The organism is Pukyongiella litopenaei (genome assembly GCF_003008555.2).
Classification (GTDB): domain Bacteria; phylum Pseudomonadota; class Alphaproteobacteria; order Rhodobacterales; family Rhodobacteraceae; genus Pukyongiella; species Pukyongiella litopenaei.
The window spans coordinates 3,798,809-3,817,928 of sequence record NZ_CP027665.1; the positions used below are offsets into that span (position 1 = coordinate 3,798,809).

General features: G+C 64.8%; 17 protein-coding genes. 2 read left to right on the forward strand and 15 right to left on the reverse strand.

Going from position 1 to position 19,120, the window contains the following annotated elements:
* Positions 1-58 precede the first annotated feature (58 nt).
* Positions 59-1,378: a glutamine synthetase family protein gene (locus tag C6Y53_RS18475; RefSeq protein ID WP_106473764.1), complete on the reverse strand. Its 1,320-nt coding sequence runs from the start codon at positions 1,376-1,378 to the stop codon at positions 59-61.
* A gap of 78 nt (positions 1,379-1,456) precedes the next feature.
* Positions 1,457-1,948, reverse strand: a complete 492-nt coding sequence (locus C6Y53_RS18480) for a DUF2244 domain-containing protein (protein ID WP_106473765.1) — start codon at positions 1,946-1,948, stop codon at positions 1,457-1,459.
* Between the two features lie 274 nt (positions 1,949-2,222).
* Between C6Y53_RS18480 and C6Y53_RS18485 the strand changes: the two genes are divergently transcribed.
* Together C6Y53_RS18485 and C6Y53_RS18490 are read left to right on the forward strand one after the other, a co-directional pair.
* Positions 2,223-3,935, forward strand: a complete 1,713-nt coding sequence (locus C6Y53_RS18485) for a class I adenylate-forming enzyme family protein (protein ID WP_106473766.1) — start codon at positions 2,223-2,225, stop codon at positions 3,933-3,935.
* A 52-nt stretch (positions 3,936-3,987) separates the two neighbouring features.
* The gene (locus C6Y53_RS18490; RefSeq protein ID WP_106473767.1) at positions 3,988-4,758 is read left to right on the forward strand and encodes an SDR family oxidoreductase; all 771 of its coding nucleotides are present in this window, start codon (positions 3,988-3,990) and stop codon (positions 4,756-4,758) included.
* A gap of 9 nt (positions 4,759-4,767) precedes the next feature.
* Here C6Y53_RS18490 and C6Y53_RS18495 read toward each other — a convergent pair whose 3' ends face one another.
* From C6Y53_RS18495 to C6Y53_RS18555, 13 genes are all read right to left on the reverse strand, one after another.
* The gene (locus tag C6Y53_RS18495) at positions 4,768-5,640 is read right to left on the reverse strand and encodes an acyl-CoA thioesterase (RefSeq protein WP_106473768.1); all 873 of its coding nucleotides are present in this window, start codon (positions 5,638-5,640) and stop codon (positions 4,768-4,770) included.
* 5 nt (positions 5,641-5,645) lie between these two features.
* Positions 5,646-7,622 carry an acetoacetate--CoA ligase gene (locus C6Y53_RS18500; protein ID WP_106473769.1) on the reverse strand — a complete coding sequence of 659 codons (1,977 nt, stop codon included), beginning with the start codon at positions 7,620-7,622 and terminating at the stop codon, positions 5,646-5,648.
* Complete coding sequence (locus C6Y53_RS18505; RefSeq protein WP_244614890.1) at positions 7,619-8,860, reverse strand: serine hydrolase domain-containing protein; 1,242 nt, start codon at positions 8,858-8,860, stop codon at positions 7,619-7,621. Before C6Y53_RS18505 ends, C6Y53_RS18500 begins: the two co-directional genes overlap by 4 nt.
* Positions 8,857-9,666, reverse strand: coding sequence for an enoyl-CoA hydratase/isomerase family protein (locus tag C6Y53_RS18510; RefSeq protein WP_106474200.1), 810 nt, complete (start codon positions 9,664-9,666; stop codon positions 8,857-8,859). The genes C6Y53_RS18505 and C6Y53_RS18510 overlap by 4 nt, the downstream gene beginning before the upstream one ends.
* Positions 9,667-9,822: 156 nt before the next feature.
* Entirely contained in the window at positions 9,823-10,527 is a 705-nt protein-coding gene (locus C6Y53_RS18515) for an ABC transporter ATP-binding protein (RefSeq protein ID WP_211299425.1), read from the reverse strand.
* Positions 10,524-11,282: an ABC transporter ATP-binding protein gene (locus tag C6Y53_RS18520; protein WP_106473771.1), complete on the reverse strand. Its 759-nt coding sequence runs from the start codon at positions 11,280-11,282 to the stop codon at positions 10,524-10,526. The genes C6Y53_RS18515 and C6Y53_RS18520 overlap by 4 nt, the downstream gene beginning before the upstream one ends.
* Entirely contained in the window at positions 11,279-12,568 is a 1,290-nt protein-coding gene (locus C6Y53_RS18525; RefSeq protein WP_106473772.1) for a branched-chain amino acid ABC transporter permease, read from the reverse strand. Before C6Y53_RS18525 ends, C6Y53_RS18520 begins: the two co-directional genes overlap by 4 nt.
* On the reverse strand, positions 12,565-13,521 hold the full coding sequence (locus C6Y53_RS18530; protein ID WP_106473773.1) for a branched-chain amino acid ABC transporter permease: 957 nt from the start codon (positions 13,519-13,521) through the stop codon (positions 12,565-12,567). The genes C6Y53_RS18525 and C6Y53_RS18530 overlap by 4 nt, the downstream gene beginning before the upstream one ends.
* A gap of 82 nt (positions 13,522-13,603) precedes the next feature.
* The gene (locus tag C6Y53_RS18535; RefSeq protein ID WP_106473774.1) at positions 13,604-14,848 is read right to left on the reverse strand and encodes a branched-chain amino acid ABC transporter substrate-binding protein; all 1,245 of its coding nucleotides are present in this window, start codon (positions 14,846-14,848) and stop codon (positions 13,604-13,606) included.
* 332 nt (positions 14,849-15,180) lie between these two features.
* Entirely contained in the window at positions 15,181-16,206 is a 1,026-nt protein-coding gene (locus tag C6Y53_RS18540) for a phosphotransferase family protein (RefSeq protein WP_106473775.1), read from the reverse strand.
* Between the two features lie 12 nt (positions 16,207-16,218).
* Positions 16,219-16,869, reverse strand: a complete 651-nt coding sequence (locus C6Y53_RS18545; protein WP_106473776.1) for a histidine phosphatase family protein — start codon at positions 16,867-16,869, stop codon at positions 16,219-16,221.
* A gap of 3 nt (positions 16,870-16,872) precedes the next feature.
* The gene (locus tag C6Y53_RS18550) at positions 16,873-17,922 is read right to left on the reverse strand and encodes an NAD(P)H-dependent flavin oxidoreductase (RefSeq protein ID WP_106473777.1); all 1,050 of its coding nucleotides are present in this window, start codon (positions 17,920-17,922) and stop codon (positions 16,873-16,875) included.
* On the reverse strand, positions 17,922-19,118 hold the full coding sequence (locus tag C6Y53_RS18555; protein ID WP_106473778.1) for an acetyl-CoA C-acyltransferase: 1,197 nt from the start codon (positions 19,116-19,118) through the stop codon (positions 17,922-17,924). The genes C6Y53_RS18550 and C6Y53_RS18555 overlap by 1 nt, the downstream gene beginning before the upstream one ends.
* Positions 19,119-19,120: the final 2 nt, after the last annotated feature.

Here is a 19,120-nt window from a genome sequence, read left to right on the forward strand (position 1 = left end):
CGCGTAATTTGATCAAATCCGAGCGTAGCCGAGGTTGCGTGACTGGGCAAGAGGGCAGTCAGAGCGCGTCGAGATAGTGCAGCCAGCGCTGTTCGGGCGGGATCTCGGAAAACCGCTGCCGTTCCTGCCGCTTGGTCAGAACGAGGTTCTCGATCAGCTGCGCCGGCAGGATGCGCGCGATCAGCGGATCGGTTTCGAACAGGTCGATGGCGGCGCCGAAACTGTCGGCGAGCTGCGGAACGCCCGCAACGTCATAGGCGTTGCCGGCAACCGGGGCAGGGGGCGACATGCCGTCCTCGATCCCGGTCAGCGCGGCGCCCAGGATCACCGACAACATCAGGTAGGGGTTCACGTCACCGCCCGCGACCCGATGCTCGATCCGCCGCGCCGTGGCCGCGCCGCCAGGAATGCGAATGGCCGCCGTCCTGTTTTCATAGCCCCAGGCCGCGCCCGTGGGGGCATGCGCGCCGGGAACGAGCCGGTCATAGGAATTGCCATGCGGCGCGAATATCAGCGTGCTGGCCGGCATCGCGGCGAGACAGCCCGCGACCGCCGCGTGCAGCGCGGCGCTGCCGGCATCGCCACCATCGTCGAACACGTTGCGACCCTCGGCATCCAGCACCGAGAAATGCACATGCATCCCGTTTCCTGCATCATCCGGATAGGGCTTGGCCATGAAGGTGGTGGCAAAGCCATGTTTGCGGGCCAGACCCCGCACCAACCCCTTGAACAGCCACGCATCATCGGCGGCACGGATGGCCGGGCCATGCAGCAGATTGATCTCGAACTGGCCCAGGCCGCTTTCGGAAATGGCCGCCTGCGCCGGAATGCCCATTGCCGAACAGCCATCATAGAGATCGGTGAAAAAGGCGTCGAACGCATCCATTTCGGCCACGGACAACACGGCCTCGGCCGCGAGCTGGCGGCCGGTCAGCGGGTTGCATGGCGGGGCAGGGGCATCGCCGGTATCGTCGAGCAGGGTGAACTCCATCTCGGTCGCCGCCATCACCTGCCAGCCGCGTTCGGCATAGCGATCGAGCACGGAGCGCAGCGCGTGACGCGGGTCGCCGTCAAAAGGGGTGCCGTCATCGAGCTGCATCACCATCGGCACCAGCGCCGTCGGCGTGTCGATCCACGGCACCGGGACCGGGCCGCGATCCGTCGGGCGGAGCACGCCATCGGCATCGCCCGTGGCGAACACGAGCGGGCTGTCGGCAACGTCCGCGCCCCAGAGATCGACATTCAGCGTCGACAGCGGCATCCGAACCGCGCCGCGATCCAGCTTGGGTCCGTAGCTGCCCGGCACGCGTTTGCCGCGCATCTGCCCGTTGAGATCACAGGTCGCGACACGGAAGGTCGGCAATGTCGAAAGATCCATCGTCGAGGCTCCTGTTTGAGGCAGCACTATCGCAACAGTCGCCACCTGTCACGCAATTTGATCAAATTATGGCCCGTCTCAGTCTGGTCGCAGGCGGAGCCGCAGGTCGTGATACAGGTCCAAACGTTCGTCTTCGCTCAGGAACGCGCCAATCTCGACCTCGCGGCCTTCACCGCGAAGGGTAACATAATACGGAACCGGCCCGTCATGTTCATGTAAATGCACCGTAACCCAATGCCGGTTGCAGTCCCAGCGATGTTCGCGTCCAGCTGCATCATGATGTCGCAGCCGGGCGTGCGTGTCGGTCAGCGTCAGCACCTCGCGGACGCCACGATCGCGATGGCTGCGCTCGAGCGCGAACCACAGGCCGAACAGCGCGAGCATCAGAAACGGAAGCAGGCCCCAGAGCAATACCGTGCCGATGACGGGCGCAAGCGGCAACAGCAGCAGGACGAAGGTGATCAGGACGAACGCGGCGCGCCCGCGTGGCGGCAATGACCGATGGGCCCAAAGCTCCAGCGACCAGTTCCGCTCATCCGAGCCATCGGTTTCGCGCCAACGATAGGGCAAGTGATTTCTACCTGGATGCTGAGCCACCCGACGGAAGCATTGTGCATGCCGGGGTGCGAGCGGTGTATTGGTCGCTGCTATTCATCTTGTAATCGGTATTATGGTAAAACATGTTTGCCGTTACGTCATGCCGCGTATTGTATCGCGCTACGCTATTGGAACAATCCGGTTTTCGGGTCTAGGCTTTCCCCATCACAGTTCCTGTGGTGATGGGAGGACAATCCGGAATGTTTGCAGATCCGTGTGCCGGACCAAGGCATGGGGGCTTTGGCTGATGACGGCCATGACGCTCGACGAGGCAATCGCCCATGTGACGACGACCAACCCGACATTCGAGGTCGGCACCGAAACGCTTCATGGGGTTGAGACGCGCATCTTTCGCAACGTCCCGCCGAACCTGCGCGCGCTGCTGCAGGCATCGCGCGAAGCCCAGGGCGGCGGTGACGCCGAGTATCTGGTGTTTGGCGAAGAACGCTGGACATATGACGAGTTCTGTCGGGATATCAAGCGCCTGTCTTATGTCCTTCAACATGATCTGGCGATCGGCAAAGGCGATCCGGTCGCAATCGCCAGCCGCAACAGCCCCGAGTTTACGATCATCATGATGGCGGTCGCCTCGGTCGGTGCGGTGGCCGTTCTGCTGAACGCATGGTGGACCACGGAAGAGCTCGATTACGCGCTGAAAGACAGCCGCGCACGCTGCGTCTTTGCCGACGGCGCGCGTGTCGAACGTATTGCGCCGCTGGTCGACCGTTACGGCCTGACCCTGATCGGGCTGCGCGATGGCGATGCCATGACGGCGCCCGGATATGCGGCGCTGTGCGAACATGCACCCGATGCGGACTGGCCCGATGTCGCGGTCGATCCGGAAGATGATTTTGCGATCATGTATTCATCGGGCACCACGGGCGATCCCAAGGGCGTGGTCCTGACCCATCGGGGCGCGATCAACGCGGTGTTTTCCTGGCTGATGCAGGCGGTTCTCGCGCCGTTGATCGACCCGCCGCCCGAGGATGCACCTCCTGCCCCACGACCCTGCGTGCTGATCGTCACGCCGCTCTTTCATGTCACCGCGTCGCATCCGATGTTCCTGCTCAGCCTGCCGGCCGGCGCCAAGGTGGTGCTGATGTCGAAATGGGATGCGGACGAGGCGGCACGGATCATCGAGGCCGAAGCGGTCACCCGGTTCCTAGGCGTGCCCACCCAATGCGCCGACCTGATCGACGCGGCAGACAGGATGAATACATCGTTGGAAACGCTTGAATTCCTTGGCTCGGGCGGCGCGAAACGGCCAGCGGCGCAGGTTTCCGAACTGGCGCGGCGTTTCCCGCGCGCCCAGGTGGCCACCGGCTGGGGCATGACGGAAACCAATGCGCTGGGGATCGGGCTGGGCGGCGCGGAATACGAGGCGCATCCCGACGCGGCGGGCCGGCCCTATCCGCCGTTGCAGGACCTGAAGATCGTGGATGATGACGGCGCCGAGCTGCCCGTCGGCAGTGTCGGCGAGATCGCGATCAAGGGGCCGAATATCATGCGGTGCTATCTCAACAAGCCCGAAGCCACCGCCGAGGTGTTGCGCGACGGCTGGCTCCATTCGGGCGACCTGGGATATGTCGATGCCGATGGCGTGGTCACCATCGTCGACCGCAAGAAGAACATCATTATCCGGGGCGGCGAGAACATCTCGTGCCTGGATGTCGAGGGTGCGCTGCATCACCATCCGGCCGTGGCCGAAGCCTGCGTGTTCCCGGTTCCCCATGCCCGGCTGGGCGAGGTCGTCGGAGCGGCGATCCAGCTGCGCCCTGGTGCCGATGCAACGGAAAGCGACATTTCCGGCTGGCTCGACCAGCGGATCGCCCGGTTCAAGATTCCGGACCATTACTGGATCGGTCACGACCCCCTGCCCCGTGGCGCCACCGACAAGACCGACCGCCGCGTACTGGCGCGCGATTGTCTGCAGAAACTGGCGGCGGAGAGGCAGGCGTGAGCGGCCTTTTCCGATCCGGATAAACCTCAGGAACAGGTTGCAAGGATATGAAATGGAACTGAAAGACAAGATCATCGTGGTCACCGGCGCGGCCGGTGGCATCGGTCGGGCCATGGCATTGAGATTTGCGCGCGAAGGCGCAAGCCATGTTGTCTGCACCGATCTGAACGGTCCGGGCGCCGAGGCCACCGCCGCGGAGATCGGCGGGACCGGCCTGCGGGTTGACGTGGCCAGCGAAACCGAGATCGCGGCACTGATCGAGCGGGTCGAAACCGAAACCGGACCGATCGACCTGTTCTGTTCCAACGCGGGCGTTCTGGCGGCGGGTGGTGTCGAGATACCAAACGAGGACTGGCAGCGGCTCTGGGATATCAACGTCATGTCCCATGTCTGGGCCGCCCGCCATCTGGTGCCGCGCATGGCCACCCGCGGCGGCGGCTACCTGCTCAACACCGCCTCGGCCGCCGGCCTGTTGAACCAGGTCGGATCGGCGCCTTACGGGGTCACCAAACATGCCGCGGTCGGCCTGGCGGAATGGCTGGCGATGACTTATGGCGATGACGGCATCAAGGTGTCCGTGCTCTGCCCGCAGGCCGTGCGCACCGACATGACCCGCGGTCACGAAGATCACGTCGCGGCCATCGACGGGATGATCGAGCCCGATTCGGTGGCCGAGGCCTGCGTGCAGGCCATTCGCGATGAAACCTTCCTCGTGCTGCCGCATCCCGAGGTGCTGGGCTACCTGCGCAACAAGGCCGAGAATTACGACCGCTGGATCGGTGGAATGCGCAAGCTCAACCGCGTCTATGGCAGCAAGACATAGGGTCTTTGGTCAGGTTTTCCGTGGCTTTATCGGCCGAACCAGCCCTTCCTGCGCCACGTTCGCAACCAGCGTGCCGTCGGCGTTGTAGATCAACCCGCGATTGAACCCGCGCGCGCCGCCGGTGAACGGGGCGTCCATCGCGTAGAGATGCCATTGATCGAACCGGATCGGCGCGTGGAACCACATGGCGTGATCGAGGCTCGCGGTCATCACGTTGCCGGTGAACCAGCTCAGCCCGTGCGGGCGCAGCGACGACCCCAGCAGGTTCATGTCCGAGGCATAGGCCAGCAGGATATGCTGCATCTGCGGGCTGGCGCCGGCCGCCGCCTGCATCCGGAACCACAGCTGGTTTTCGTCCCCCGTCGCCGCCGGGTTGAACAGATCGTAAGGGGCAACCTCGCGAATCTCGATCGGGCGCGGGCGCAGGAAATCGCCGCGGAATTTACCGGGAACGAGATGAACCTGTTCCTGCCTCTGGTCGGCGCGGTTCTGCAGGCCTTCGGGGCCCGCAACATCCGGCATCCGATGTTGGAAATCCCAGCCTTCCTCCTCGACATGAAAGGAGGCGCTCATGTTCAGGATCTGCCGCCCGTGCTGGATCGCCACCACCCGCCGGGTGGTGAAACTGCCGCCGTCGCGGGCCCGATCCACCTGGTAGATCACCGGGATCGACGGATCGCCCGGCCGGATGAAATAGGCGTGCAGCGAATGGCACAGCCGGTCGGGCACGGTGCGATAGGCCGCGGCCAGCGCCTGCGCGATCACCTGCCCCCCGAAGATCCGAAGCGGAGTTTCCCCGCCGGCCCCGTCGCCCCGGAACAGATCGACCTCCAGTTGCTCGATATCCAGCAGTTCGAGCAGCTCGCGCGCACTTGCATCCATGTGTCCTACGTCCCGTTTTCAGGCGGTCCCGCGCGGTCCGCCGCATAGGCGATGAAGTAATCGAAACTGCCGGGATTGGCCATCGAGTCGCGGTTGACCACCCGCTCCGGGTCGCCGCCCAGCAACAGCTTCTTCACCGGCACCTCGAGCTTCTTGCCCGACAGGGTGCGAGGCACCTCGTCGATCCGGATGATGTCACTGGGCACGAAACGCGGCGAAACCTGATCCCGAATCACGGTGTTGATCCGGTCGCGCAGGGCGTCGTCCAGGTCCACGCCTTCGGCCAGCACCACGAAGAGCGGCATGAAGCTATCGCGGCCGAGGAATTCGAGATCCACCACCAGCGAATCCATCACGGCGCTCAGTCCTTCGACCGCCTGATAGATCTCGGAACTGCCCAGCCGCAGCCCCTTGCGGTTGATGGTGGCATCCGACCGGCCATAGATCACCGCGCCGCCTTCGGGCGTGATCTCGATCCAGTCGCCATGCCGCCAGATGCCCGGATAGGTGTCGAAATAGCTGTCATGCAGGCGCGATCCGTCGTCGTCGCCCCAGAAGAACAGCGGCATCGAGGGCAGCGGCTCGGTGCAGACAAGCTCACCGACCTCGCCGATCAGGTCATTGCCGTCCGCGTCGAAGCTGCGCACGGCGTTGCCCAGGAACCGGCACTGCATCTCGCCCGCGCGCACCGGCAGCATCGGGTTGCCGCCGACAAAGGCGCCGCACAGGTCGGTCCCGCCCGAGATCGGCGCCAGCCAGATATCGGGTTTCACGGCGTCATAGATCCAGCCGTAATTGTCCGAGGTCAGCGGTGACCCCGTCGCGCCGAGCGACCGCAGCGCGCCCAGGTCCACCGCGTCGCGCGGCCGCAGGCCGGATTTCTGGCAGGCAGCGAAAAACGCCGCACCCGCCCCGAGATAGGTCAGCCGTTCGCGGCTGGCGAACCGCCAGAGTTCGAGCAGGTCGGGATGGTGCGGGGCCGCGTCGAACATCGCCAGCGTCGCCCCCTGCCCCAGCACCGCGAGCTGCGCGTTCCACATGATCCAGCCCGACGAGGTCAGCCAGCAGAACCGGTCCTGTGGTCCGACATCCTGGTGCAGGGCCTGTTTGGCCCCCTCGAGCAGCACGCCGCCATGGCCATGCACGATCGGCTTCGGGTTGCCGGTCGTCCCCGAGGAATAGACCACCCATAGCGGGTGATCGAACGGCACCTGCGCGTGATCGGGCACCGCCTGATCGCCGGTCAGCGACGCCCAGTCCACGGCATCGTCGGGCAGCGGCCCGGCCACCGGCACCATCACCGTCGCCTCCAGCGTCGGCAGGCCCGTGCGGATCGTGTCGAGCACCGCGCGCCGGTCGATCAACTGCCCGGCATGAACATAGCCGTCCTGCGCGATCAGCAGCTTTGGCCCGATCTGGCGAAACCGGTCGAGAATTGCCACATGGCCCATGTCCGGCGCGCAGAGCGACCAGATGGCGCCGATGCTGATGGTGGCAAGGCTGGCGATCAGCGCGGTTTCGGTATTGGGCAGAACCGCCACGATCCGGTCGCCCTGCCCCACGCCCATGGCCCGGAACCGCGCCGCGACGCTGGCCACCCGGTCCCGCAATTCGGCCCAGCTCAGTTCCGACCGGCCAAAGGTCTCGGATTGCACGATCACCGCCGGCCTGTCGGGCGTGATCTCGGCCTGCCGCAGCATCTGGTCGGCATAGTTGAGCCGTGCGCCGGGAAACCACACCGCGCCGGGCATCTTCCGTTCGGCCAGAACCGCGCTGTGCGAGGCCGAGGCGCGAATGTCGGAGAAATCCCATATCGCCTGCCAGAACGCATCCAGGTCGCGAATGCTCCAGGACCAGAGCGCGTCATAATCCTCGAACCGTAGCCCGTGTTCCTCGTCGAGCCAGCGGATGAACGCGGCCATGCGGGTGGCACCGGCGCGGTCCGCGCCGGGTGTCCACAGGATCGGACGCCCGCCGCTCATCGGACCAACGCGCCGTGGACCAGCGCCTTGAGCTGCGGCCGCGCCGGGTAGGAACTGGAGGGCGCGAGCTGGGTGAAGAACACCACGCTGAGATCGAGCACCGGGTCGATCCAGAAGAAGGTCGAAGCCATGCCGCCCCAGCTGAAATCGCCGACGCTGCCGGGCACACGCGTCCGCCCCGGTTCCAGCACGACCGACCCGCCGAGCCCGAAACCGACACCCTCCATCGGCTGTTCGGCAAAGCTCTGCGGACCCATCGACGCGATGTCGCCGGGCAGATGGTTGCGCCGCATGAACGCCACCGTGAGCGGGCTGAGCAGCCGCTCGCCGCGCAATTCGCCGCCACGGCGCAGCATCTCGCAGAATTTCATGTAATCGTCGATGGTCCCGACCAGCCCGCCGCCGCCCGAGCGCATCGCGGTGTCGAGAAATGGAGACTCTTCGGGCGCATCCACCAGCCGCAGCGGATCGCCGCCCTTTTCCGCCTCGTTCAGCGCCATGGCATCGCCGGCCAGCGGCGTATAGAGCGCGGCAAACCGGTCCCGTGCACCGGCGGGCACGGTAAAGGCGGTTTCGGTCATCCCGAGCGGTGCAAGGATTTCATCGGCAAAGTACCGGTCCAGCGGTTTGCCCGATACGATTTCCACCACCCGGCCGATAATGTCGATGCCGACGGAATATTCCCACCCGGTGCCGGGCCGATGCGCGAGCGGCAGGGCGGCGACCTGGTCGCACATCCCAGCGAGATCCCCCTGGTCGGGGGCAAACAGAAGGTTCTGTTCCTCCATCGCCTGGCTCAGCAGCCCCGGATTGAACGGATAGCTCAGCCCGCCGGTATGGGTCAGCAACTGGTGCAGGGTCGGCGGGTCGCAGGGTTCGGTCTGGTCGATCGACACCGCGCCGGGCACCAGCACACGCGCATCGGCAAAGGCGGGGATGAAGCCCGATACCGGCGCATCGAGATGCACCAGCCCCCGTTCGACCAGCATCATCAGCGCGACCGTTGTCACCGGCTTGGTCATCGAATAGATCCGCACCACCGTATCGCGTTCAAACGCCGCCCCGGTCGCGATGTCGCGCAGGCCGCAGGCGTTGAAATGCACCTCGTCGCCCCCGCGCGCGATCAACAGGGATGCACCGGGGAATTTCCGTTCATCCACATAGCATTGCATCCATGTGTTGATCCGATCGAGCCGACCCGGATCGAACCCCCGCTGCCCCACATCCACTGGTCTCATTCGCTGTCGTCCTTTCGTCCCATTTCGGCCCTCTGGTCGCCATGCCGCCCCGCACCGATCATGTGCTTCATCGCGTCGCGTGTTTCGTCGTTGAACCAGCCGCCATCGGGTGCGTTCGCGCCATCCGCCATCGCCAGTTCGATCCGCTCGATCACCGCGCCCCGGATCTGGCGCTTGATCGCGGCATAGGTCGCTTTCGGATTGTCGGCGAGATCCCGCGCCACGTCGATTGCGCGCGCGACGACCGCATCCTGCGCCACCAATTCGTCGATGATGCCCGATTGCGCGGCGGTCCCGGCGTCAACGGGACGGCCGGTCAGCATCAGCCGGCGCAGATCGTTCGGACCCAGTGTCGCCCGCGCGATTTCCAGCGGGCCGACCGGAAACTCCGCGCCCACACGCACCTCGGCCAGTCCGAACCGCGCGCGCGGCCCCGCGACCCGGTAATCTGCGGCCAGCACGAAGAACAGCCCGCCCGCAATCGCCGCGCCGTCGATGGCGGTCACGACCGGTTTGGGAAAGCTGAACAGGTGCAGGAACCCGACATTCAGCCCCTCGACGATCGCGTGTTGCCCGGCGAGGTCGAAATCCGGCGCCTCCTTGAGATCGAGCCCCGCCGAAAAGACCGCGAACGGGCTGGTCAGCACCACCGCACGAACCGCCTGTTCGGTTGCAAGATCGTCCAGCATCTCGCCGAAACACATCAGGAAATCCGCGCTCAGCGCATTCACGGGCGCGCGGTTCAGGGACAGTTCGATGACACCGCCGCCATGATCGCTGCGCAGGATCCAGTTATCCGATAACATGCAAATTCTCCTGCCGGTCGAGCCGGGCGCGGCCGCGATGCGCATATGGAACCCCAATGGCGGGTCATGCGCAAGGCTGCGCGCCCGCGAAGCGTCAGGACCGGCCGCGGGCGCGGTGTTGCGGATCGCCATGGGTGCGGCGCGCCGAGGCGGGGCTCATACTTCCAGCCATTCCTTGCGGATATCGGCCCGCTGGCGCAGATCGTCGGGCGTTCCTTCGAACACCACCTGCCCGTGGCCCATCACATAGACCCGGTGCGCGATGTCCATCGCGATGGCCAGTTTCTGTTCGACCAGCAGGGTCGCGATCCCGCGCCGGGCGATCTCCTGCAGCAGTTCGGCGACCTTCTGGGTCATCTGCGGCGACAGGCCCTCGGTCGGCTCGTCGATCATGATGAAATCGGGATCGCCCATCAGCGTGCGGCACATGGTCAGCATCTGCTGTTCGCCCCCCGACAGCACCGATGCCTCGACATCGGCACGTTTGCGAAGGTTCTCGAACATTTCGAACATGTCCTCGATCGACCAGCGCCCCTGCCCGTCCTTCTGCCCCGGTTTCAGCCCCAGAACCAGGTTCTGGCGCGTGGTCAGGCCGGGGAATATATCGCGGTTCTCGGGGACATAGCCGATCCCGAGATTGGCGATCTCGAAGGCCTTCTTGCCGGCGATCTGCTGGCCCTTGAATTCAACGTTTCCCTGCGGCGCGACCTCGCCCATCACGGCCTTGCAGGTGGTCGACCGGCCGACCCCGTTGCGCCCCAGCAGGGCCACGATCTCGCCTTCTCCGATGGACAGGTTCACGCCCTGCAGGATGTGCGATTTACCATAGAACGCGTGAAGATCTCGAACGTTCAGCATCAATGCTCTGCCTCCAGCACCGCGCCCAGATAGGCTTCCTGCACCCTGGGATTGGCGCGCACCTCTTCGGGGCGGCCGGTGGCGATGATTTCGCCATAGACCAGCACCGAGATCCGGTCGGCCAGCCCGAACACCACCCCCATGTCGTGTTCCACCATGATCAGGGTCTTGTTGTCGGTGACCTGCCGGATCAGGTCGACGATGTAATCGGTCTCGGAATGGCTCATGCCGGCGGTGGGTTCGTCCAGCATGATCACATTGGCGCCGCCGGCGATGGTGATCCCGATTTCGAGCGCGCGCTGTTCGGCATAGGACAGCACACCCGCAGGCAGGTTCCGGCGCTGTGTCAGGTTGATCTGCTCGAGAATTTCATCGGCCGCCTCGGTCAGGTCGCGCGACCGGCTGACGATGTTCCAGAAGGAATAGCGATATCCGCGCGACCACAGCAGCGAACAGCGGACGTTTTCGAACACCGTCATCCTGGGAAAGATGTTGGTGATCTGGAACGACCGGCTCAGGCCCATACGGTTGATCTGGAACGGCGCCAGCCCGGTCAGGTCGTGGCTATGCAGGCGAACGGTGCCGGAACTGGGCGGGAACCGCCCGGTGATCAGGTTGAACAATGTCGACTTGCCGGCGCCGTTCGGCCCGATGATCGCATGGCGTTCGCCGTTTCCGACCGAAAGATCGACACCGCGGATGATCTCGGTCTTGCCGAAGCTCTTGCGCAGTCCCGCAATCTCTAGCGCCGCCGTCATGCCGCCTGCCCTCCATCGGTGCTGTTCGCCTCATGCCAGGTTGCCGCCAGGTCGGGCGCCCCGCGCCGCGCCAGCCAGAAGCCCGCGACCGTCACGGCGCCGGCCACCAGCCAGGGCAGGACCGCGTGGCTGTTGAAGGTGATCCAGAACAGGGTCATTTCCTCGTCCCCGACCGAGGCGTGGCGAAAGTGGAACAGGATCTCGATCAGCGATGCCAGCCCCAGGATGCCGATTGCCGCGGGCAGCAGCGTCTTGAGATACGGCACCAGCAGCAGCCGCAGCTTGCCCAGTTTCCAGGCCGGAAGATGCATCATCAGCACGCCGGCCAGCCCGCCGGGGAAATACATCACCGTCAACACGAACAGAGCGCCGACGTAAAGCTGCCAAAGCTCGGTCTCGAGGCTCAGCACCGTCTGCAAGAGCGTGAACACGATCGCCCCGATGATCGGCCCGAAGAAGAAGCCGACCCCGCCCAGGAAGGTGATCAGCAGGATGGTTCCCGACTGCACCAGGTTCAGGTTTTCCTCGGTCAGGATCTCGTAGTTTATCGCGAAGAGCCCGCCCGCGATCCCGCAGAAGAACCCGCTGGCGACAAAGGAAAAGAACCGCACCCAGCGGGCGGAATAGCCCAGGAACTCGGCCCGTTCGGGATTGTCGCGCACCGCGTTGGCCATCCGACCGATCGGGGTGCGCGAAAACAGGTACATCAGCAGGGCCGACAGCAGCAGCCAGAAGGCGGTGAGGTAATAGACCTCGATCTGGTGCAGGAACTCGATGTCGAACACCGGCAGGCCATAGGTGCGGTCGCCCGACACCCCTTCCTCGCCGCCGAAGAACGCGACGATGATGATCGAGCAGGCCGCGATCAGTTCACCCACGCCGAGCGAAATCATCGCGAACACAGTTCCGGCCTTGCGCGTCGAAAACGACGCCACGATGGTTGCCAGCCCCATGCCGAACAGGCCCCCGAACACCGGCAGCAGCGGCAGCGGCATCCGGGCAAAGAGATCCTCCATGTTCATGATGTGAACGCAGAAAAACCCCCCGGCCCCCATATAGACCGCATGGCCGAAGGACAGCATCCCGCCCTGCCCCAGCAGCATGTTGTAGGCCAGCGCAAAGACGATGGTGATCGCCATCTGGTTCATGATGGTGATGGCGCTGTTCGAGGTGAAGACATAGGGCATCACCAGCAGGCACAGACCGGCGATCACCCACGGGACGGCCGATCTGAGCGACAGGTGATCGGGTGCGGCGGCGGACGCGGTGCGGATGGCGCGGCTCATACGTCACGCTTCCCGAACAGGCCATAGGGCCGGAACACCAGAATGAGCACCATCAGCAGGTAGGGCAGGATCGGCCCGATCTGCGGCAGGGTCAGCGACCACAGGTCGCGCAGCAGCGCGGTATCCATGTCCTCGGGCTTTTGCAGGCCGAGAGCCATCAGTATGTCGGCGAACTCGACATTGTAGGAGGCCGCGAAAGTGGTCAGCCAGCCGATCAGAAGCGATGCCACCAAGGCGCCCCACAAGGACCCCAGCCCGCCGATCACGATGGTCACGAACACGATCGACCCGAGCAGGAAGGCCATGCCGGGAAAGGTCCCGAGCACCGGCCCGGCAATCACGCCGGCCACCCCGGCCAGCGCGGTGCCGACCCCGAACACGCCCATGAAGACCAGCGGCACGTTATGCCCCAGCGCCTCGACCGTCTTGGGATAGCTCAGCGCCGCCTGGATCACCATGCCGACGCGGGTGCGTGTCAGCACATAGAGGAGCGCGATGAAAATGCCCATCGACACAAAGATCATGAAGATCTTGTAGGCCGGGATCGCGTTCCCGGCGATCGAGAAAAGGGTGAACTGCAACGCCTCGGGTGGCGAATAGGGCATCTGGTTCTTGCCCCAGAAAAACTGCACGATCTCCTCGATCAGCAGCGCCAGTCCAAAGGTGAAAATCAGCTCGGGCACATGGCCATACTGGTGCACCCGGCGCAGACCGTAGCGTTCGACGCCGGCCCCGATCACCCCGACGATGATCGGCGCGACCAGCAGCCCCATCCAGAACCCCAGGCCCAGGCTGATCTGATAGGCGAAATAGGCGCCCAGCATGTAGAAACTGGCATGGGCAAAGTTCAGAACACCCATCATCGAGAAAATCAGCGTCAGGCCCGCCGACAGCATGAACAGCAGCAACCCGGTGACGAGCCCGTCAATCAGGTTGACGAGTATGAGGTCCATAGGCCCCTCCGGTAATCAGGTTTGGAACGACGACGCATGAAGGCAGCGGCCCGCCTCGGTCGGGGCGGGCCGGCATGTCTTGTCACGGGCGTTTCATGTCGCAGGTGGTGGCACTGTCCATGCCGGCCATCTCGACCGTGGACTCGGACAGCAGACCATAGTCCGAATTGTCGTAGGGAAAGGTGATGTTCTCGTCGGTATGCGCGCCGACATGCAGGTTCTGGATCGCCTGGTGATCATCCGGCCGCATGTAGATCTTGGTTCCCCACATGCTCTCGAATTCCATGCCTTCCAGCGCATTGGCAACGGCAACCACATCCGTGGCGGTTCCCGCCTCTTCGATCGCCTTGGCCAGCATCGCGATCACGTTGCTGATCCGTGGCTGATCAATGTTGCCATCGGGGTATTTGGCCTTGAACGCCTCGTAATAGGCGGTGGCCTCGTCGGATGGCGGCGGGTTGATCTGGCCCTCGCCGATCAGGCGGATCGACCCCTTGCCGGTTTCGCCAAAGGCGGCTGTCATGCCGCTGCCGGCGGCATAATAGGTGTAAATCGGGCCGCTGAACCCGTTCTCGATCACCGCCTTGCCGAGGCCCAGCATGTCCGAGCCCCAGTTGCCGGTGATCACCGCGTCGGCTTCGGATGCCACGATCTTGCGGGCATAGGGGGTGAAGTCCTTGACCTTGCCGATCGGATGCAGCTCGTTGCCGACGATCTCGATATCCGGGCGTTTCTCGGCCAGGTTCTTCTCGGCCGCCTCGGCGACGGTCTTACCAAAAGAATAGTCCTGCCCGATGACATAGACCTTCTTTATGTTCTCGTTCGCGGCGATGACGTCGGTCAGCGCGTCCATCTTGATGTCGGCATTGGCATCGAACCGGAAATGCCAGAAATTGCATTTCTCGTTGGTCAGCGCGGTATCGACTGCCGCATAGTTCAGGAACAGCACGCGGCTGTCCGGGTTGCGCCGGTTGTGCTTGGCCACTGCGTCGGTGATCGCGTGGGCAACGCCGGAGGAATTCCCCTGCACCACATAGCGGACGCCCTGGTCGATCGCGACCTGCAACTGGATCAGGGATTCCTTGGGGCTGATCTTGTTGTCGAAGGGAACGATCTCGAACATGTCGCCGCCCAGCACGCCGCCCTTGTCGTTGACCAGTGCCTGCGCCGCGAATTCATACTGGTGCAGGCCATTGGTGCCGGTGCTTGCAAACGGACCAGACAGCGGATCGATGAATGCGATCTTGATGTTCTCGGCAAAACCCGCGGATGCCCCCAGGGTCAGGGCAAGAGCGGTCCCCATACCCAGAATCGTTTTCTTCTTCATGTGGTTTCCTCCCCTTCATGTCAGGCCGGTTCCGTTCGCACGCTCCCATTCGCGCCCCGGGGCCCATGCACCGAGAGTTGCACATCGCGGTTCAAAGTCAAGCATCCACCACGGAAGATCATCACGCCCGGCGGTGTGCCGGGTTCGGTGCGGAGATCGCGGAATTCAAGTTCAGGAATGGTCCGTAACCATATGGAATCCGACCATTTCAGGACACCCCGCCACAAACCGAGGAGCGGTTGAGATGCGCTCTGGCACGCCCCCGCACGCGCCACATGGGACGCCCTGCGGGGGTGACCTAGCGTCATTTCAGGCTGCGACCGCCCGGATGCCTAACCTTTGAGCGCAGCGATGCCGCTTTCAGCGAACACGGGCACGAAGCCGCCCAGCCGCATCGCGCGCTCCGGGTTGGACGCGTTGCCATCCAGCGCGCGTTTCAGGACGCCCTGCAGGATCGCACCCATGCGGAAGAAACAGAAGGACAGGTAGAAGCCGAAATTCTCGATGCCCGGCAAACCCCGCCTTTCGCAATAGGCGGCGACAAAGGCCTCGTCCGACGGCAGGCCCAGCTCGGCCCGGTCGACACCGGCGAGCCCACGCCCCATGCCACCCTGCGGCATCTGCCACTGCATGATCACCGACGCGAGATCGGCATAGGGATGCCCGATGGTCGAAAGTTCCCAGTCCAGCACCGCCCGGCAATCGGCCGATTCCGCGTCGAAGATCATGTTGTCGATCCGGTAGTCCCCATGCACCAGCGTGCGCTGACCGTCATCCTCGGGCATCCGTTCGACCAGCAACTCCATCAGCCGGTTCATCTGCGGGACAGCCTCGGTTTCGGACGCACGGTATTGCCGGGACCAGCGGCTGATCTGGCGTTCATAGTAACTGCCTTCGGGGCCATAGTCGGACAGGCCGACCGCATCGATATCGACCATGTGCAGCGCCGCCAGCACCCGGTTCATCTCGTCGATCACCGCGGTGCGGGTGGCGTTGGTCTCACCCTCCATCACCGGGTCCTTGAAGTTGCGCCCCGGGACATGATCCATGACGTAGAAGGCCGAGCCGATCACGCCGTCATCCTCGCACAGCAGGTGCATCGCCGCGACCGGCACATCGGTGCCGGCCAGCGCCTTCTGAACCCGGAATTCGCGGTCGACCGCATGGGCGGATTTCAGCAGCACGCCGGGCGGCTTGCGGCGCAGGACATAGTCGCGCGCCGGTGTCTTCAGCAGGAAGGTCGGGTTGGACTGGCCGGTCTCGAACTTCGTCGCCTCCAGCGGGCCGTCGAACCCGTCCAGATGGTCCTTCAGATAGGCCCCGACGGCATCGAGGTCGAGCGTCTGCGTATCGGTCATAGCCTGTCCTTTCTAGCTGTAGGTCAGCAGATGGTCGCGGTCCGCCGCCATCAGATGGGGCGTGGTGTTGAATTCGTGCAGGAAAAACCTGCTGCCGGTAAAGATGAACCGGGTGAACGAGGTGTTCTTTACCTGGAGGTTCAGCGCCAGCATCTGCGCCTCGGGTGCCCCCAGCGAAGAGGCCACGAGCTGTCCGATCGGCCCGCCGGAACTGATCACCAGAACCCGCCTGGCCGGGGTGTCGGTGGCAAACGCGCGCGCCGCTTCGACCCGGCCGGCGAAATCGGCCCAGCTTTCCCGCGCTGCGGTCAGGCCGCCCGCCTGCCAGTCGAGGATGGTTTCGCGCAGGGTGCGGAAATGGGTCTTGCGGTCATGGCGCACCGGATCGGGCACATCGCCACCGAACCTGACCGACAGCAGGTCGTGGAAATCATATTCGTTCAGACCCGGATGCGTTTCCGGTTCCGCGTCAAAGCCCATCGAGGCCAGCGTGTCGCGCTGCCGCGCGAGCGTGCCGGTGATCAGCCGGTCGGGCACCCACCCCGCCCCGCGCAGCGCGGCACCCGCCAGTTCGGACTGCCGGTGCCCGGTTTCGGACAGGCGATCATAATCATCGGCGCCGAACGACGCCTGCCCGTGCCGGACGACCAGCAGTTCGGCCATCGCTCAGTCCGTGGCCCCGGTCGAAAACCCGGCCGCGAAACCGGCCGCGAACTCGGCCGCCAGCCGCGCCCCCGCGGCCCGGTATTCACGGTCGAGCCGGTTGACCAGCGTGGCCACGTCGGTGACGTCGTGCACGTCGCCGATACCCTGCCCGCATCCCCAGATTTCCTTCCAGGCCTTCGGCTTGGACGACCCCGACGAGAAATTCATGCTGTCCGGTGTCGCGGTGGCGAGGTTGTCGGGATCGAGCCCGGCCGCGGCGATCGACGGCTTGAGGTAGTTCCCGGAAACCCCCGTAAACAGGGACGAAGTGACGATATCCTCGGCGCCTGAATCGACGATCATCTGCTTGTAGCCGGGCTGCGCATTGGCTTCGCTGGTGGCGATGAACGGGCTGCCCATATAGCCGAAATCGGCCCCCACCGCGCGGGCCGCCAGCAACGCCTCGCCCGAGGCGATGGCCCCAGACAGCAGCAGCGGGCCGTCGAACCAGGCGCGGATTTCACGGATCAGGGCAAAGGGCGATTGCGGCCCCGCGTGACCGCCCGCGCCGGCGGCAACCGCGATCAGGCCGTCCGCGCCCTTTTCGATCGCCTTTTTCGCGAAGGTGTTGTTGATGATGTCGTGCAGGGTAATGCCGCCACAGGAATGGGCGGCCTCGTTCACCTCGACGCGCGCCCCCAGCGAGGTGATCCAGATCGGCACCTTCCAGCGCGCGCAGATCTCGAGATCGCGCTCGAGCCGCGCATTCGACCGGTGCACGATCTGGTTCACCGCGAAGGGCGCTGCCGGATTGTCCGGATTGGCCTGGTTGTGGCGGTCGAGTTCCTCGGTGATCTGCCGCAGCCATGCCTCCAGCAAGGGCGGCTCGCCCTCGGCCTCGCGCGCGTTCAGCGCCGGAAAGGACCCGACGATCCCCGCCTTGCACTGGGCGATCACCAGTTCGGGGCCCGAGATGATGAACATCGGCGAACCCACCAGCGGCAGGCGCAGGCCGCGCAGCGCGGCGGGCAGATGGTCGTCGTTTCGCCGCCAGATAGCCGAGCCGTCCATCACAGCACCTCGAAGAGGCCGGCCGCCCCCATGCCGCCGCCCACGCACATGGTGCAGACGACATAGCGCGCGCCGCGCCGTTTGCCCTCGATCAGCGCGTGACCGACCATGCGCGCGCCGGACATGCCGTAGGGATGCCCGATAGATATCGCGCCGCCATTGACGTTCAGCAACTCGTCCGGGATGCCCAGCCTGTCACGGCAATAGAGCACCTGCACGGCGAAGGCTTCGTTCAGTTCCCAAAGGCCGATATCGTCCATCTTCAGCCCATGCGCATTCAGCAGCTTCGGCACCGCGAATACCGGCCCGATGCCCATTTCGTCGGGTTCGCAGCCCGCGGCCATCACGCCCATATAGCGGCCCAGGGGCTCCAGCCCGCGCTGTTCGGCCAGCCTGGCCTCCATCAGCACGCTGGCCGCCGCGCCATCGGACAGTTGGCTGGCATTGCCCGCGGTGATATAGCCGCCTTCCTTGATCTTCATCCCGTTCTTGAACACCGGCTGCAGCCCGGCCAGCGACTCGGCCGTCGTTCCGGGGCGGTTGCCTTCGTCCTTGTCCAGCGTCACCTCGTGGTCGCTGATCTCGCCGGTGTCCCGGTTCTGGATCTTCATCACCGTGGTCATCGGCACAATTTCATCGCCCAGCCGGCCCGCCTGCTGCGCCGCATGGGTGCGGGCCTGCGACTGGGCCGCGTATTCGTCCTGCGCCTCGCGGCTGATGTCATAGCGCGCGGCCACCGTTTCGGCGGTTTCCAGCATCGACATGTAGATGTCGGGCTTGGTCTGCATCAGCCAGGGATCGGGGCTGACGCGCATGTCGTTGGTCTGCACCATCGAGATGCTTTCGACCCCGCCGCCCACGGCAACGTCCATGCCGTCATGGACGATCTGCTTGGCCGCGGTCGCGATCGCCATCATGCCGCTGGCGCATTGGCGGTCGACCGACATGCCCGCGACCGTGACCGGCAGCCCGGCGCGGATCGCCGTCTGGCGGGCGATGTTGCCGGCGGAATGGCCCTGTTGCAGCGCGGCGCCGACGATGCAGTCGGCGATCTCGGCGGGATCGACACCGGCGCGGGCAACCGCGTTCGATACCGCATGCGCGGCCAGGGCCTGCGGTGTGGTGGCGTTGAACGCCCCGCGATAGGCCTTGCCGATCGGGGTGCGGGCTGTCGATACGATTACTGCGTCACGCATGG

What these genes read in the sequence shown, in the direction of transcription:
- C6Y53_RS18475 (WP_106473764.1), bottom strand. Translation starts at nt 1,378, where the DNA reads ATGGATCTTTCGACATTGCCGACCTTCCGTGTCGCGACCTGTGATCTC.
- C6Y53_RS18485 (WP_106473766.1), top strand. Translation starts at nt 2,223, where the DNA reads ATGACGGCCATGACGCTCGACGAGGCAATCGCCCATGTGACGACGACC.
- C6Y53_RS18490 (WP_106473767.1), top strand. Translation starts at nt 3,988, where the DNA reads ATGGAACTGAAAGACAAGATCATCGTGGTCACCGGCGCGGCCGGTGGC.
- C6Y53_RS18495 (WP_106473768.1), bottom strand. Translation starts at nt 5,640, where the DNA reads ATGGATGCAAGTGCGCGCGAGCTGCTCGAACTGCTGGATATCGAGCAA.
- C6Y53_RS18500 (WP_106473769.1), bottom strand. Translation starts at nt 7,622, where the DNA reads ATGAGCGGCGGGCGTCCGATCCTGTGGACACCCGGCGCGGACCGCGCC.
- C6Y53_RS18505 (WP_244614890.1), bottom strand. Translation starts at nt 8,860, where the DNA reads ATGAGACCAGTGGATGTGGGGCAGCGGGGGTTCGATCCGGGTCGGCTC.
- C6Y53_RS18510 (WP_106474200.1), bottom strand. Translation starts at nt 9,666, where the DNA reads ATGTTATCGGATAACTGGATCCTGCGCAGCGATCATGGCGGCGGTGTC.
- C6Y53_RS18520 (WP_106473771.1), bottom strand. Translation starts at nt 11,282, where the DNA reads ATGACGGCGGCGCTAGAGATTGCGGGACTGCGCAAGAGCTTCGGCAAG.
- C6Y53_RS18525 (WP_106473772.1), bottom strand. Translation starts at nt 12,568, where the DNA reads ATGAGCCGCGCCATCCGCACCGCGTCCGCCGCCGCACCCGATCACCTG.
- C6Y53_RS18530 (WP_106473773.1), bottom strand. Translation starts at nt 13,521, where the DNA reads ATGGACCTCATACTCGTCAACCTGATTGACGGGCTCGTCACCGGGTTG.
- C6Y53_RS18535 (WP_106473774.1), bottom strand. Translation starts at nt 14,848, where the DNA reads ATGAAGAAGAAAACGATTCTGGGTATGGGGACCGCTCTTGCCCTGACC.
- C6Y53_RS18540 (WP_106473775.1), bottom strand. Translation starts at nt 16,206, where the DNA reads ATGACCGATACGCAGACGCTCGACCTCGATGCCGTCGGGGCCTATCTG.
- C6Y53_RS18545 (WP_106473776.1), bottom strand. Translation starts at nt 16,869, where the DNA reads ATGGCCGAACTGCTGGTCGTCCGGCACGGGCAGGCGTCGTTCGGCGCC.
- C6Y53_RS18550 (WP_106473777.1), bottom strand. Translation starts at nt 17,922, where the DNA reads ATGGACGGCTCGGCTATCTGGCGGCGAAACGACGACCATCTGCCCGCC.
- C6Y53_RS18555 (WP_106473778.1), bottom strand. Translation starts at nt 19,118, where the DNA reads ATGCGTGACGCAGTAATCGTATCGACAGCCCGCACCCCGATCGGCAAG.